15 protein-coding genes are annotated in these 14,529 nt (G+C 72.8%); 6 read left to right on the plus strand and 9 right to left on the minus strand.

Annotated elements, in window-relative coordinates; translation table 11 throughout:
- Positions 1–2 precede the first annotated feature (2 nt).
- A complete protein-coding gene (locus IEZ24_RS10275) occupies positions 3–1,187 on the minus strand; it encodes an acetyl-CoA C-acetyltransferase (protein WP_129453563.1) in 1,185 nt (394 codons plus the stop codon).
- Between the two features lie 150 nt (positions 1,188–1,337).
- Between IEZ24_RS10275 and mce the strand changes: the two genes are divergently transcribed.
- Positions 1,338–1,793, plus strand: coding sequence for a methylmalonyl-CoA epimerase (mce, locus tag IEZ24_RS10280; protein ID WP_129453564.1), 456 nt, complete (start codon positions 1,338–1,340; stop codon positions 1,791–1,793).
- 19 nt (positions 1,794–1,812) lie between these two features.
- On the opposite strand, the gene IEZ24_RS10285 is transcribed toward mce, so the two are convergent.
- From IEZ24_RS10285 to IEZ24_RS10305, 5 genes are read right to left on the minus strand one after another with little or no spacing between them, the layout of a single operon-like run.
- A complete protein-coding gene (locus IEZ24_RS10285; RefSeq protein WP_129453565.1) occupies positions 1,813–2,622 on the minus strand; it encodes a putative hydro-lyase in 810 nt (269 codons plus the stop codon).
- Complete coding sequence (locus IEZ24_RS10290) at positions 2,619–3,482, minus strand: 5-oxoprolinase subunit C family protein (protein ID WP_129453566.1); 864 nt, start codon at positions 3,480–3,482, stop codon at positions 2,619–2,621. The genes IEZ24_RS10285 and IEZ24_RS10290 overlap by 4 nt, the downstream gene beginning before the upstream one ends.
- Positions 3,479–4,111: a 5-oxoprolinase subunit B family protein gene (locus IEZ24_RS10295; RefSeq protein ID WP_129453567.1), complete on the minus strand. Its 633-nt coding sequence runs from the start codon at positions 4,109–4,111 to the stop codon at positions 3,479–3,481. Before IEZ24_RS10295 ends, IEZ24_RS10290 begins: the two co-directional genes overlap by 4 nt.
- Entirely contained in the window at positions 4,108–4,872 is a 765-nt protein-coding gene (locus IEZ24_RS10300; protein WP_129453568.1) for a LamB/YcsF family protein, read from the minus strand. The genes IEZ24_RS10295 and IEZ24_RS10300 overlap by 4 nt, the downstream gene beginning before the upstream one ends.
- Positions 4,869–6,125, minus strand: coding sequence for an NRAMP family divalent metal transporter (locus IEZ24_RS10305; protein WP_129453569.1), 1,257 nt, complete (start codon positions 6,123–6,125; stop codon positions 4,869–4,871). The genes IEZ24_RS10300 and IEZ24_RS10305 overlap by 4 nt, the downstream gene beginning before the upstream one ends.
- A 71-nt stretch (positions 6,126–6,196) precedes the next feature.
- On the opposite strand from IEZ24_RS10305, the gene IEZ24_RS10310 reads away from it, so the two are divergent.
- The 4 genes from IEZ24_RS10310 to IEZ24_RS10325 all read left to right on the plus strand — a co-directional run bounded on the left by IEZ24_RS10310 (position 6,197) and on the right by IEZ24_RS10325 (position 11,251).
- Positions 6,197–6,937, plus strand: coding sequence for a GntR family transcriptional regulator (locus IEZ24_RS10310; RefSeq protein ID WP_165355967.1), 741 nt, complete (start codon positions 6,197–6,199; stop codon positions 6,935–6,937).
- Positions 6,938–7,107: 170 nt separating this feature from the next.
- Complete coding sequence (gene ccrA, locus IEZ24_RS10315; RefSeq protein WP_129453570.1) at positions 7,108–8,448, plus strand: crotonyl-CoA carboxylase/reductase; 1,341 nt, start codon at positions 7,108–7,110, stop codon at positions 8,446–8,448.
- Between the two features lie 149 nt (positions 8,449–8,597).
- Positions 8,598–9,911: a coiled-coil domain-containing protein gene (locus IEZ24_RS10320; RefSeq protein WP_129453571.1), complete on the plus strand. Its 1,314-nt coding sequence runs from the start codon at positions 8,598–8,600 to the stop codon at positions 9,909–9,911.
- Between the two features lie 251 nt (positions 9,912–10,162).
- Positions 10,163–11,251, plus strand: coding sequence for an AI-2E family transporter (locus IEZ24_RS10325; RefSeq protein WP_165355968.1), 1,089 nt, complete (start codon positions 10,163–10,165; stop codon positions 11,249–11,251).
- On the opposite strand, the gene IEZ24_RS10330 is transcribed toward IEZ24_RS10325, so the two are convergent.
- Complete coding sequence (locus tag IEZ24_RS10330) at positions 11,229–12,230, minus strand: EamA family transporter (RefSeq protein WP_242498381.1); 1,002 nt, start codon at positions 12,228–12,230, stop codon at positions 11,229–11,231. The genes IEZ24_RS10325 and IEZ24_RS10330 overlap by 23 nt on opposite strands.
- Positions 12,231–12,268: 38 nt before the next feature.
- On the opposite strand from IEZ24_RS10330, the gene IEZ24_RS10335 reads away from it, so the two are divergent.
- Entirely contained in the window at positions 12,269–12,805 is a 537-nt protein-coding gene (locus tag IEZ24_RS10335; RefSeq protein WP_129453573.1) for a CGNR zinc finger domain-containing protein, read from the plus strand.
- Between the two features lie 53 nt (positions 12,806–12,858).
- On the opposite strand, the gene IEZ24_RS10340 is transcribed toward IEZ24_RS10335, so the two are convergent.
- Both IEZ24_RS10340 and IEZ24_RS10345 read right to left on the minus strand, forming a co-directional pair.
- Positions 12,859–13,626: an alpha/beta fold hydrolase gene (locus tag IEZ24_RS10340; protein WP_129453574.1), complete on the minus strand. Its 768-nt coding sequence runs from the start codon at positions 13,624–13,626 to the stop codon at positions 12,859–12,861.
- 53 nt (positions 13,627–13,679) lie between these two features.
- A complete protein-coding gene (locus IEZ24_RS10345; protein ID WP_129453575.1) occupies positions 13,680–14,441 on the minus strand; it encodes a hypothetical protein in 762 nt (253 codons plus the stop codon).
- Between the last annotated feature and the right edge of the window lie 88 nt (positions 14,442–14,529).

Raw genomic sequence — 14,529 nt, forward strand, 5'->3', positions numbered from 1 at the left:
CCTCACGCCGAGGGGACGCGGATGATCAGGGCGTCGCCCTGGCCTCCGCCGCCGCACAGGGCGGCCGCGCCGACGCCGCCGCCGCGCCGCTGGAGCTCCAGCGCGAGGTGCAGCACGATGCGGGCACCGGACATGCCGACCGGGTGGCCGAGCGCGATCGCCCCGCCGTTGACGTTGACCTTGTCCTCGCTGACGCCGAGCTGCCGGGCCGACTCGATGCCCACGGCGGCGAAGGCCTCGTTGAGCTCGAAGAGGTCGATGTCGGAGATCGCGATGCCCTCCTTCTCCGCGGCCTTGGCGATCGCGTTGGCGGGCTGGAGCTGCAGCGAGGAGTCGGGGCCGGCGACCTGGCCGGAGGCGCCGATCTCGGCGATCCAGCTCAGGCCGAGCTCCTCGGCCTTCGCCTTGCTCATCACGACCACGGCGCAGGCCCCGTCGGAGATCTGCGAGGCGGACCCGGCGGTGATGCTGCCGTCCTTGGCCACGGGTCGCAGGCCGGACAGGGACTCGGCGGTGGTGTCGCCGCGCACGCCCTCGTCCTCGGCGACGGTGATGTCGCCCTTGCGGCTGGGGATGGTCACCGGGACGACCTCGTCGTCGAAGACGCCGTTCTTCCAGGCCAGCGCCGCACGCTGGTGCGACTGCGCCGCGAACGCGTCCTGCTCCTCGCGGGTGAGGTTGGCGCCGGCGGCGTTGCAGCCGTCGGTCAGGTTGATCATCGCCTGGTGGGTGAACTGGTCGTAGAGCGCGTCGTAGGCCATCGAGTCGACGAGCGAGGTGTCGCCGTACTTGAAGCCCTCGCGGCTCTTCGGGAGCAGGTGGGGGGCCTGGGTCATCGACTCCATGCCGCCGGCGACGACGACCTCGTGCTCGCCCGCGCGGATCAGCTGGTCGGCCATCGCGATCGCGTTGATGCCCGAGAGGCACACCTTGTTGATCGTGATCGAGGGGACGCTCATCGGGATGCCGCCCTTGACCGCGGCCTGGCGGGCGGTGATCTGGCCGGCGCCGGCCTGGATGACCTGACCCATGATCACGTAGTCGACCTGGTCGCCGGTCACGCCGGCCTTCTCCAGGGCGCCCTTGATGGCGACGCCGCCGAGGTCGGCGGCCGACTGGTCCTTGAGGCCGCCGAGCAGGCGGCCGATCGGGGTGCGAGCCCCTGCGACGATGACGGAACCGGTCATGAGAGTCCTCCAGGCGTGCGGGTGTGGGTGCTGCTCCTTTGGACGATACCCATGCGGACGCCTCCACCGGCAGGGTGTGCGCCCCGGCCGTCGTGAGGCACACGTCACACCCCCTCGCGGCCCCCCGGCGCCGGAGTGCACGATGTGCCCATGAGCTCCCCCGACCTCCCGGACGACGTCCGGCACCTGTTCACCGCCATCGACCACGTCGGCATCGCCGTGCCCGACCTCGACGAGGCGATGGCGTTCTACCGCGACGCGTACGGCATGCAGGTCCTCCACGAGGAGGTCAACGAGGAGCAGGGCGTGCGAGAGGCGATGGTCGGGGTCGGCGACTCCGGCTCGTGCATCCAGCTCCTGGCACCCCTCACCCCGGAGTCCACGATCGCGAAGTTCCTCGACCGCAACGGCCAGGGCATCCAGCAGCTCGCCTTCCGCGTCGACGACGTGGAGCACGTCGCGGACGTCCTGCGCGAGCGCGGGCTGCGCCTGCTCTACGACGCCCCGAAGCGCGGCACGTCGGACAGCCGGGTCAACTTCATCCACCCCAAGGACGCCGGCGGCGTGCTGGTGGAGCTCGTCGAGCCCGCCGCAGCCACCCATTGAGCCGGTTGAGCCGGACGGGTCACGGCACGAGGTAGTCGCTGTCGCGCGCGTCGGTGACGAGCATGTGGCCCGGCGCGTGCGCGATGGCCAGCGGCGGGCGCGACTCCATGACCGCCGCCTGCGGGGTCACCCCGCACGCCCAGAAGACGGGCACCTCGCCGGGTCGTACGTCGACCGGGTCGCCGAAGTCGGGCCGGGAGAGGTCGGCGATGCCGAGCGCCGCCGGGTCGCCCACGTGCACGGGCGCCCCGTGCACGGCGGGATAGCGCGAGGTGATGCGTACGGCGTCGGCGACCTGCTCGGCCGGCACCGGCCGCATCGACACCACGAGAGGACCGGAGATCGCCCCCGCCGGTCGGCACCGCCGGCTGGTCATGTACATCGGGACGTTGACGCCCTGCTCCACGTGCCGCACCGGCACCCCGCCCTCGACCAGTGCGGACTCGAAGGTGAAGCTGCACCCGACGAGGAACGACACCAGGTCCTCGCGCCACCACCCCGAGACGTCGGTCGTCTCCTCGGCGAGCTCGCCGTCGACGTAGACGCGGTAGGCGGGCAGGTCGGTGCGGACGTCCCCGTCGAGCAGGGGGCCGGACACCTCGCCCGCCTCGAGGACGTCGAGCACGGGACACGGCTTGGGGTTGCGCTGGGCGAAGACCAGGAAGTCGAGGGCCAGGTCGCGCGGCAGCACCATCAGGTTGGCCTGGGTCCAGCCGCGGCTCCATCCGGCCGTCGGGGTCACCAGCCCCTCACGGAAGAGCTGCCTGGCCGCGCGGGGCGCGAGCCCGGCACGGTCCGGGGCGTGGTCGTCGGTCGGGTGGACGGTCATGGGGCCTCGATCCATCGGAAGCGCACGGGGTCCCCCGGGCGCAGCTGTGCGGCGCGGTCGACGTCGGCGTCGACGACGACCGCCACCACCGGATAGCCGCCGGTCACCGGGTGGTCGGCGAGGAACAGCACCGGCTCCCCGCTCGGCGGCACCTGCACGGCGCCCCGCCAGGCGCCCTCGCTGGGCAGCTCCTGGGGGCGGGCCGGACGCAGGGCGTGCCCGCCGAGGCGCATGCCGACCCGGTTGCTCCGCTCGGTCACCGCCCACGTGCTCGCCACGAGCGCGTCGACGTCGTCGACCCACCCGTCACGCGGGCCGCGCACGGCGCGCAGGACCGCCTCGCCGGCGAGATCGGGCGCGGCGACCGAGTCGACCTCGGGGAACCGGTCACCCGGGGTGCCGACCGGCAGCACGTCGCCGGCCGAGAGCGCCGCCGGCCCGAGGCCGGACAGCACGTCACTGGCGCGGGACCCGAGCACCTGCTCGGCTGCCACGCCACCGCGTACGCCGAGGTAGGACCGCAGGCCGGCGGCCGGGCGGTCCAGCACGACACGGGCGCCCGGCTCGGCGAAGAAGACCGCGTGCGAGCCGACGTCGCGTCCGTCGACGCGCACCGGGCAGGGCGCACCGGTGACGCAGCACCACAGGCCCTCGTCGAGCACCGCGACCTCCAGGCCGCCGTAGGTGACCTCGACCGCCGCGGCGTCGTCGGAGTTGGCCAGTGCGCGGTTGACCTGCCGCAGGGCACCCCGGTCGGCCGCACCCGAGCGGCCGACCCCCACGCCGGACAGCCCGCGCCGACCGAGGTCCTGCACCAGCGCCAGCGGTCCGGTCGCGTGCACGCGCAGCGCCCGGGTCACGACGTCACCTGCACGAACCGGACCCGTACGCCCGGTGAGAGCAGGGCGGCCGGGTCGCGCTCGAGGTCCCACAAGGTGACGTCGGTGCGCCCGATGAGCTGCCAGCCGCCGGGCGAGGGGCGCGGGTAGATGCCGGAGTACTCCCCCGCCAGCCCGACCGCTCCGGCCGGCACGCGCGTCCGGGCCTCCGCGCGCCGGGGCACGTGCAGGCGCTCGTCCTCGCCGAGCAGGTAGCCGAACCCGGGGGCGAAGCCGCCGAAGGCGACCCGCCACGTCTGGCCCGTGTGGGCGGCGACGACGTCGTCGACCGAGAGGCCCGTCAGCTCCGCGACGTCCGCGAGGTCGTCCCCGTCGTAGGTGACGGGGACCTCCACCAGCGGGCTGTCGTCCCGGGCCGCGGCGTCCGGCTCCGGTGAGACGTCCGCGAGCACCTGCCGGAGGTCCGCGACCGCGACGCCGTCGCTCGCCACCACGAGGACCGTGCGCGCGGCGGGGACGATCTCGCCGACCGCCGCCGATCGGCTGGCGCGCAGCGCGGACGCGTACGCCACGGCCTCCGCCGTCGAGCCGAGCTCGACCAGCACCGCCCGGTCGCCGTAGGGCAGCAGCTCGACCCGCGGAGTCGTCATGCGAACGCGCCCAGCTCGACGCCCTGCGCGGCGAGCGCGTCGCGGACCGCCGCGGCCATCGCCACGGCACCGGGGCTGTCGCCGTGGACGCAGACCGAGTCGGCCTCCACCCGCACGACCGAGCCGTCCGCCGCCACGAGGGTGCCCTCGGTCACCAGGCGCACCACCCGGGCCGCGACCTCGTCGGGGTCGGACAGCACCGACCACGGCTCCGTACGCGGCACGAGCGTCCCCTCGGAGGTGTAGGCCCGGTCGGCGAACGCCTCGCGGACCGTGCGCAGGCCCGCCTCCTCCGCCGCCGCCAGCAGCCGGGACCCGGGCAGCCCGAGGACGGGCAGCGACGGGTCGTACGCCCGCACCGCCGCGACGACCGCCCGCGCCTGCGCGTCGTGGTGCACGGTCGCGTTGTAGAGCGCACCGTGCGGCTTGACGTAGGCGACCCGGGTACCGGCCACGCGGGCGAGCGCCTCGAGCGCACCGATCTGGTAGGTCACGTCGTCCGCGAGCTCGACGGGGTCGTAGTCGACGAACCGTCGACCGAAGCCGGCGAGGTCCCGGTAGCCCACCTGAGCCCCGACGACCACCCCGTGTCGCGTCGCGGTCTCGCAGCACTGCCGCAGGGTCGAGGCGTCGCCGGCGTGGAACCCGCAGGCCACGTTGGCGCTGGTGACGACCTGCAGCACCCGCTCGTCGTCACCGAGCTCCCAGCGTCCGAACGACTCGCCGACGTCGCTGTTGAGGTCGATCCGCGGGGCGCTCACAGGTCACCCAGCAGCAGGAGCGCGTTGTAGCCGAGGTAGAGCGTGAGGAGCCAGGCGATCGCGCCGACGGCCAGGAGCCACCCCGGGTAGCGGTACCCGTGGAGCAGGTCGCGGCGGCGCCACGCCACCCACAGCAGCACCCCGAAACCGATCGGGAGGATCAGCCCGTTGAAGGTTCCGGCGAAGATCAGCAGCTGGGTGGGCGCCTGCTCGATGATCAGGTAGACCACCGCGCAGAAGGCGATGAAGGCGACCGTGATCAGGCTGCGGGTGCGCTCGGCCGTCGCCGACGTGGTCACGAACGACACGGACGTGTACGCCGCGCCGATGACCGACGTGAGCGCGGCCGACCAGAGGATGACACCGAACACGCGCAGGCCGGCCTCGCCCGCCGCGGCGCTGAAGGCGGCGCCTGCAGGCCCGCCGACCGCGTCCTGCGAGAGCACGGCGCCGCCGGCGACGACGCCCAGGATCGCGAGGAAGAGCAGGATCCGCATCAGGCCGGTCACGAGGATGGACACGACCGAGCTGCGGGTGATGTCGCCGACGTGCTCGGGCCCGGTCAACCCTGAGTCGAGCAGGCGGTGGGCGCCGGCGTAGGTGATGTAGCCGCCGACGGTGCCGCCGATGATCGTGGTGGTGGCCACGAAGTCGAAGGTGTCGGGGCGCACGACGCTCACCAGCGCCTCGCCGACCGGCGGCGAGGAGGTCACGGCGATCGCCAGGGTCGCCACGATCATCAGCAGGCCGAGGAGCACCACGATCCGGTCCAGCGCGACACCGGCGCGGCGGCTCAGGAAGATGCCCACCGCGAGGGCGGCCGACGCCGCGCCGCCGATGCGGGGGTCGAGGCCCAGCATGGCGTTCACGCCGAGACCGGCGCCCGCGATGTTGCCGATGTTGAAGACCACGCCGCCGAGGAACACCAGCCCGGCGAGCAGGAAGCCGACGCCCGGCAGCACGGCGTTGCCGAGCTGGTGGGCCCGCAGGCCGGAGACGCCGATGACCCGCCACACGTTCATCTGCACCGCGATGTCGACCACGATCGAGATGACGATCGCGCAGGCGAAGGCTGCGCCCAGGGTGATCGTGAAGTTCGCCGTCTGGGTGATGAAGCCGGGCCCGATGGCGCTCGTGGCCATCAGGAACACGGCGCCCATCACCGCCGTACGGCTGAACCCGGACGCCCCGGCGGGCTGGCTTCCGGCGGGCTGGCTTCCGGCGGGGGTGTCGGCTGGTGTGTGCTGGGTCATACCGGGACACTAAGGATTGTTGAACAATTCTTCAATACCCCCATCGGGACGGATCTACTACGCTGCGGCACATGGGCACCACTGACCCCGCGAGCCCCACGGGTGACGGACGAAGCGCACTCGACGCCGTGCTCGACGAGGTCCTCGCCGCGCGGCGGGCGGAGCGTACGGTCATGAGCACCTCCGCGGATCGCGCGGCCCGCGTGGTGCGCGAGCAGGTCGTGGAGGGCCACCTCCGCTCGGGCACCCGCCTCCCCGAGGAGCGCCTCGCCGGCGCCCTGGGCGTCTCCCGCAACACCCTGCGCGAGGCCCTGAGCCAGCTGGTCGCCGAGCGGATCCTGGTGCGCGAGCCCAACCGGGGCGTCGTCGTCGCGACGCCGGCGGTCGTGGACGTCGAGGACGTCTACCGCGTACGGCGCCTCGTCGAGCCCGCCGCCCTCGCACGCGGCACCGGCCACACCCCCGAGCGCATCGCGGCCGTGGCCGCGGCCGTGACCGAGGGTCGCGAGGCGGGCGAGCGCGGCGACTGGGACGGGGTCGCGTCGGCCAACCAGCACTTCCACCGCGCCGTCGTCTCGTTGGCGGGCAGCCCGCGCCTCGACGCCCAGATGGACCTGCTCCTCGCCGAGATGCGCCTGTTCTTCCACCAGATGGGCGCACCCGAGCGGTTCCACCGGCCCTACCTGGAGGAGAACGCCGCCATCGCGGGACTGCTCACCTCGGGAGACCGGCAGGGAGCCGCGGACCGGCTCGACGCCTACCTGGCCGCCGCCGAGGGCCAGCTCGTGGCCGCCTTCCGCGACCGCGACTGACCCCCTCGCCACCCCAGCAGCACCCGCTCCGGACCGGCTGGATCGATCCAACGAGCCCGTACGGACCATGGGGGCGCGGCATAGGTCACACTCGGGTGACACGGCATATACCCGTCGGTACCTTTCACGCACCCGAGCCCCGACGCCCCCGATGCCCCAGGAGCCAGCACGTGCAGAACATCCTCGAAGCGATCCAGTCCGGCAGCGCCACCTCGGAGGACTTCGCCAGCCTCGAGCTCCCCGAGTCCTACCGCGCGGCCTTCGTCAAGAAGGACGAGGTGGACATGTTCGAGGGGTTGGCCTCGAAGGACAAGGACCCCCGCAAGTCCCTCCACGTCGACGAGGTCGCCCTCCCCGAGCTCGGCCCCGGCGAGGCGTTCGTCGCCGTCATGGCCAGCGCGATCAACTACAACACGGTGTGGACCTCGATCTTCGAGCCGGTCTCCACCTTCGGCTTCCTCGAGCGCTACGGCCGCAACTCCGAGCTCACCAAGCGCCACGACCTGCCCTACCACGTCGTCGGCTCCGACCTGTCCGGCGTGGTGCTCAAGACCGGCCCCGGCGTCACCAACTGGAAGCCCGGCGACCGCGTCGTGGCCCACTGCCTCTCGGTCGAGCTCGAGGGTCCCGACGGCCACAACGACACGATGCTCGACACCGAGCAGCGGATCTGGGGCTTCGAGACCAACTTCGGCGGCCTGGCCGACGTCGCGATGGTCAAGGCCAACCAGCTGATGCCCAAGCCCGAGCACCTCACCTGGGAGGAGGCCGCCTCCCCCGGGCTCGTCAACTGCACGGCCTACCGCCAGCTCGTCTCCAAGAACGGCGGCGACATGAAGCAGGGCGACAACGTCCTCATCTGGGGCGCCTCGGGCGGCCTGGGCGGCTTCGCGACGCAGTACGCCCTCAACGGCGGCGCGACCCCGGTGTGCGTGGTCTCCAACGAGGAGAAGGCCGCGATCGCGCGCAGCATGGGAGCGGAGCTGATCATCAACCGCTCCGAGGAGGGCTACAAGTTCTGGAACGACGAGGGCACCCAGCAGGACCCCAAGGAGTGGAAGCGCTTCGGCGCCCGCATCCGCGAGCTCACGGGCGGCGAGGACATCGACATCGTCTTCGAGCACCCCGGCCGTGAGACCTTCGGCGCCTCGGTGTTCGTCACCCGCAAGGGCGGGACCATCACCACCTGCGCGTCGACCTCGGGCTACATGCACGAGTACGACAACCGCTACCTGTGGATGAACCTCAAGCGCATCATCTCCAGCCACTTCGCCAACTACCGCGAGTCGTGGGAGGCCAACCGCCTCATCGCCAAGGGCAAGATCCACCCCACCCTGTCGAGGACCTACACCCTCGAGGAGGTCGGCCAGGCCTCGCTCGACGTCCACCACAACGCCCACCAGGGCAAGGTCGGCGTCCTGTGCCTGGCCCCCGAGGAGGGCCTCGGCGTCCTCGACCACGAGATGCGCGCCCAGCACGAGGACGCCATCAACCGGTTCCGCGGCGTCTGAGCGAGGTTCCACCAGGGCCTGAGATCTTTCACACCCCGGTTCGCGCGACTCCGACGGGAGTCGTCCGCGAGCCGGGGTGTGTCAATTGCTCGGCATCGGACAGACTGGCACCGACGCAGTCCGTACGACGTGAGAGTGGGTGCCGCAGCATGGCTTCCGACCAGGGCCTGTCCATCTTCGACGAGCCGGAGTCCGGCGACGGCGCGAAGAGCGCCGACAACGCCGCGGAGGAGACGCAGGTGCTGCCCGTGACCCCGAAGGACGAACCACGCCCCGCCGGCGACAAGGCGGCGGCCCAGAAGCCGGTGGCCCAGAAGCCGGCGGCCGCGGAGCCCGAGCCGACCGTGAAGGCGCCGGTCATCCCGCCGCCGGCACAGCGCCCGGCCCCGACGCCGAGCCCGGTCGCCCAGCGCCCGGCCGCGCCTGCTTCGAGCCCCGCCACCCCGCCCGTGACGCCCTCCGCTCCTGCGGCGGCCCCACTGCCGGTCGTGCGTCGCGGCGGCTACGACAAGGCCGCCGTCGACCAGCGGGTCGGGCAGCTCCAGTCCGAGAAGTCCGGCCTGGCCAGCAGCCTCGCCAGCAGCGAGCAGCGCGTCATCGAGCTGGAGGACGAGCTCGAGCGGCTGCGTGCCGAGGCCGCCGAGAACGCCAACCCGACGTACGCCGGGCTGGGCGGTCGCGCGACGTCGATGCTCAAGCTGGCCGAGGACGAGGCCGCCGACGTGCGCACCGCCGCGCGACGGGAGGCCGACGAGATCCGCGCCCAGGCCGAGCGCGACGCCCACAGCATCCGCGCCGACGCCGCCCGCGAGGCCGACGACATGCGGATGGTGCAGCTCAAGGAGCTGGACGAGATGCGCGCGCGGATGACCGCCGACGCCGAGACCGAGCGCAGCCTGGCCAAGGCCGAGGCCGAGGACCTGCTCGCCGCCGCGCGTCGCGAGTCCGACCAGATCCGCCTGGCCGCGCAGCAGGAGACCAACGAGATGCGCGTGACGGCGACCCGCGAGGCCGAGCAGGCCCGCGCTGCCGCCGACCGCGAGGTGCAGGAGGCCAGGCGCACGCTCGCGGTGGAGAAGGAGCGCCTGACCCGCGAGGCCGCCGAGCACCACAGCAACGCCACCGCGGAGACCCAGCGGCTCGTCGCGGAGGCCGAGGCCCGTGCCACCGCCGCCGAGCAGCGGGCACGCGAGGCGACCACCCAGGCCAACACCCACCGCCAGCAGGCGCAGTCGGAGTCCGAGGGCCTGCTCGCCCGGGCCCGTCGCGAGGCCGAGCAGATCGTCGCGTCGGCGCGCACCCAGGCGGACTCGATCGGCGCGACCCGCGTCGCCGAGGCCGAGCGCGAGCTCGCCAACATCCAGGCCGAGGTCGACCGCGCCGCCCGGCGCCGCGACGCCATCACCGCCCAGCTCGGCGCACTGCGCGACGTCGTCGCCGGTTTCGACGAGGACGAGTCCTGAGCTGGCGCGACCGGCTCCGCGGGGTCCTTGCCCCCGGTGACGCCGGTTCCGGTGACACCGGTCCCCCGGACGCGACCGCGGCGCTGCGCCAGGCCGCCGACTCCCCCGCCGAGCTCCCCCAGGCGCTCGAGGAGGTCGTCGAGCAGGTCAACGGCGACGCCGACCGCGCCGAGGCCGCGGCCGACTCCGCGGAGGAGTCCGCGCGCTCGGCCGCCGACATCGCCGAGCGGATCGACGACGCCACCGACCTCGTGGTCGACGAGGCCACACCCGCGCCGTACGTCCCGGCCGCGTCAGCCCCCGCCCCCCTGCTGCTGCGCCACTCCCCCTTCAACATCGGGTTCTTCGGCGCCCTGGGCGCCCTCATCGCGATCTTCCTGAGCCAGCAGCTGCTGAGCATCTCCTCGGTGCTGATCCTGCTGGTGATGTCGATGTTCCTCGCGATCGGCCTCAACCCGGTCGTGGAGTCCTTCATGCGCCGCGGCATGCGCCGCGGGCTCGCCGTCCTCCTGGTCCTCGTCGTCGTGATCGGGGTGCTCGCGCTCTTCGTCGTCGCCATCGCCCCGGTGATCAGCGAGCAGATCACCGCCATCACCCGCAACGCCCCGGGCTGGCTCGACGACCTCCAGAGCAACTCGCAGGTGCAGAGGCTCGACGCCAAGTACGACGTCATCGCGAAGGCCCGCGACTACATCCAGAACGGCGACTTCGGCCAGCGGGTCTTCGGCGGGGCGCTCGGTGTCGGCCTCCGGGTGCTCTCCGCCCTGGCCAACAGCCTGATCGTGGTCGTGCTGATGATCTACTTCCTCGCCTCGCTGCCGAGCATCAAGCACGCCGCCTACTCCCTCGCCCCCGCCTCGAAGCGGCCCCGGGTCAGCGAGCTCGGCGACAAGATCATCCGCTCGACGGGCGCCTACGTCGCGGGTGCGTTCGTCGTCGCCCTGTTCGCGGGACTGAGCACGCTGGCGTTCTCGTTCATCGTCGGGCTCGGCGACTACGCCTTCGCCCTCGCCTTCGTCGTCGGCCTGTTCTCGCTGATCCCGGTCGTGGGTGCGTTCATCTCCGGGGCGCTGATGACGCTCCTCGGCCTCACGGTCTCGCCGACGGTCGCGTTGGTGGCGCTGGTCTACTACGTCGCCTACCAGCAGCTGGAGTCCTACCTCATCTACCCGCGCATCATGAAGAAGTCGGTGGACATCCCGGGGTCGGTCACCGTGGTCGCCGCGCTCGTCGGCGGCTCGCTGCTGGGCATCATCGGTGCCCTGCTCGCCGTGCCGGTCGCAGCAGCCCTGCTGCTGCTGCACCGCGAGGTGTTCCTCAAGCGGCAGGACGCCCGCTGAGCGACTCCGCGTCGGGCTCCGGCTCGGGCAGGGGCTCCACCACGAGCGGCACACGGCCCTCACCCAGCTTGACCACGACGACGCCCGCGAGCACGAGCAGGCCGCCAGCGAGCTGGACCGGGCGCGGCAGCTCCCCGAGGAGCGCCCACGTCCACAGCACGGCGGCGAGCACCTCACCGAGGGCGACGAACGACGCCAGCCGGCTGCCGAGCCGACGGCCGGCCGCGATGCCGGTGACATAGGCGAGGGCCGCGGTGACGAGTCCGAGCGCGACCACGGCGACCCACCAGGGCACCGCGAACCCGTCGTAGACGGCGTCGTCGGTGGACCAGTCGAAGGGCAGCAGGCCCGTGCCACCGGCCACCACCAGGACGGTGCCTCCCACCACCAGGCCGCCTGCGGCGAGGCTGATGCCCGGCAGGCCGTTGCCCTCGTCGGCGGAGATCACGAAGTAGGTGGCGGCGCCCACCATCGCGCCGAGCGCCCACAGCACGCCGGGCGTGCTGAGCTCGGCTCCCGAGACGACGTCGAGCACGAGCACGAGGCCGCCCAGGGCGATCAGCCCGCCCAGCACGGTGAGCCGTGACGGGCGGTGGCCGTGCCGCAGCCACAGCCAGACGACCACGGCGACGGGAGCGGTGTACTCGAGCAGCAGCGCGACGCTGACCTGCATGTAGGTGACCGCGTAGAAGTAGCACAGCTGCGCCCCCGCGACGGCAGCGATGCCGTAGACGGTGACGAGGCCCGCGTTGTCGCGCAGGAGGTGCCAGCGACCGCGCAGCGCCAGCGCGCCGGGCACGACGAGGACCGCTGCGGCGAGGAGCACCCGTACGGTCACTGCCGCGCCGGCGCTCCATCCCGTGTCGAGCAGGCCGCGGGCGAGGGCGCCGGACAGTCCGAACGAGGTCGCCGACGCCACCGCGAGCACCAGCCCCGCGGCCGTCCGCGAGGATCGGGTGTCATGAGTCAAAGCCGTCACGGTCATGACCGTAAGCGGGGCTGATGTAATGTGTCAACATGCTTTTCACGGATGACACGGACGCGGCGCTCCAGGCTGCGGTCGCCCTCGTCAACTCCACCGACGAGCCCGGCGACCCGCTCGGATCCGTCGACGACCTGTCAGCCTTCCTCACCTCCTGGTCCTACACCGGTCGCCACGACGCGACGCCGCAGGAGCTCGAGGCCGTACGCCGGCTGCGCCCGTCGCTGAAGGCGCTGCTGCTCGCCGACCGTGACGAGGCGGCCGGGCTGGTCAACGCGATGCTGGCGCAGGCCCAGGCGCTCCCCCAGCTCCAGCGCCACGACCAGTGGGACTGGCACCTGCACGCCGTCGACCCCGACCGTCCGCTCGACGAGCGCGTCGTGGTCGAGACGGCGATGGCGATGGTCGACGTCATCCGCGCCGACGAGATGTCGCGACTGGCACGCTGCGCGGCCGACGACTGCGACGACGTGGTGCTCGACCTGTCCCGCAACCGCTCGCGACGCTACTGCTCGACCACCTGCGGCAACCGCGAGGCCGTCGCCGCCTACCGGGCCCGCCAGCGGGCCTGAGCTGCGCCGGCCGGTTCGCCCGGGCCGCCCAGGTCGGCCAGGTCGCCAGGCGGTCAGGCGAGGAAGCGCCGCATCACCTCGAGGAAGACCTCCGGCTGCTCCGAGTGCACCCAGTGCCCGGCGTCCTTGATCAGGACCCGCCGGTTGCGCGGGAACCTGCGGTCCATCTCGGCCGCGTGCTCGTCGGAGATGTAGTCCGACCGGGCACCGCCGACCCAGAGCACCGGGCCGTCGTAGGTCGCGTCGCCGAGCTCGTCGCCGGGCCAGCCCACCAGCTCGGCCATGTGCTCGCCGAGCAGGTCGAGGTTGAGCTGCCAGTGCCAGCCGTCGTCCCCGCGCCGCAGGTTCTGCAGCAGGAAGCTGCGCACCACCCGGTTCGGCACCGCGTCGCGCAGCGCTGCCTCCGCCTGGTCGCGTCGCTCCAGGTTGGCGAGGTCGAGCGACCGCATCGTGTCGATGTAGCCGACGAACTCCCGCCCGCTCTCGTAGGTCACGGGCGCCACGTCGACGACGGCCAGCCGCTCGACGAGCTCGGGGTGCCGCAGGGCCAGGCACATCGCGATCTTGCCGCCCATCGAGTGCCCGACAAGGGCGACCGGCTCGTCGCCCAGCTCGGCGGCGACCAGGTCGGCCAGCTCGAGGTAGTCGAAGGTCTCGGTCCACGGTGAGCGGCCGTGGTTGGGCATGTCGAGGAGCAGCACGCGGTGGTCGGCGCTGAGCGCCTTGCCGGCCTGCGTCCAGTTCTTGCCCTGGCCGAAGAGTCCGTGGCAGAAGACGACGCGCTGCCCGGACTCGCCGAGCTCGGTGCGGTGCAGGCTCACGTCGTCATCCTGCCGCAGCACGACCGGGCGGCGCGCGCGGGGCCCGACGACGCTCAGAAGTCGAAGCCGTCGAACAGGTCGCCGATGCCGTCGCCGATACCGCCGAACATGTCACCGATGCCCTCGCCGATCGCCCCGATCCCCTCGCCGATGCCGTCGAAGCCACCACCGAAGAGCATGCCCATGAACATCCAGTCCATCGGACCGAAGCCACCGAAGTAGCCCTGGGCGTAGGGCTGGTAGGCGCGGCCGCCCTGCCAGTAGGGCACCCGCCGCGAGCCCACCATGACCTTGCGGATGTCGGGCTCGGCACCGGCCCGCACCCGCTCCACGTCGAGCGCGCACGCGGGCACGTCGCGCGGAGCACCGCCCGGCGGCGTCCACGGCACGTCGGCGACCGACAGGCCGTGGCGCGGGTCGAAGAAGCACGGCGGGCGTCGCTGCGGCAGGAGCTCGCCCGCCACCCGGGCGCGTACGCATGCCATCGCGTAACGGCCGTCCTCGAGGATCTCGGTGACGTGCCTGACCTCCTCCGGGCGCTTCAGCGCCGCAGCCGCGGTCTTGGCCGACTCGTAGGAGTCGAGAGCCCGCTGGTAGTCGGCGTTGGCGCCGGCGTCGAGGGGCTCGCCGGCCAGCTCGATGTCGAGGTCCTGCAGCTCGACGCCGAGGGCGGTGACGTCCTCCTCGGCGAGCTTCTTCACCGGGGCGACCTCGGCCTCGACGCGGGCGAGCTCGCGCTTCTTGCCCGACTTCCCGGCGGCTATCGCGACCGCCGTCAGCCCGCCGAGGACGACCAGCACGAGGACGAGTTCCATGGAGCCAGAGTACGCAGCGGCGGCAAGACGGAAGGGCCGCGGACAGCGGCTCCGAACCTGCGAGAGCAGGCCGCCCATCGACCCCCGA

The sequence above is a fragment of the Nocardioides ganghwensis genome (assembly GCF_014779655.1).
Lineage (GTDB): Bacteria > Actinomycetota > Actinomycetes > Propionibacteriales > Nocardioidaceae > Nocardioides > Nocardioides ganghwensis.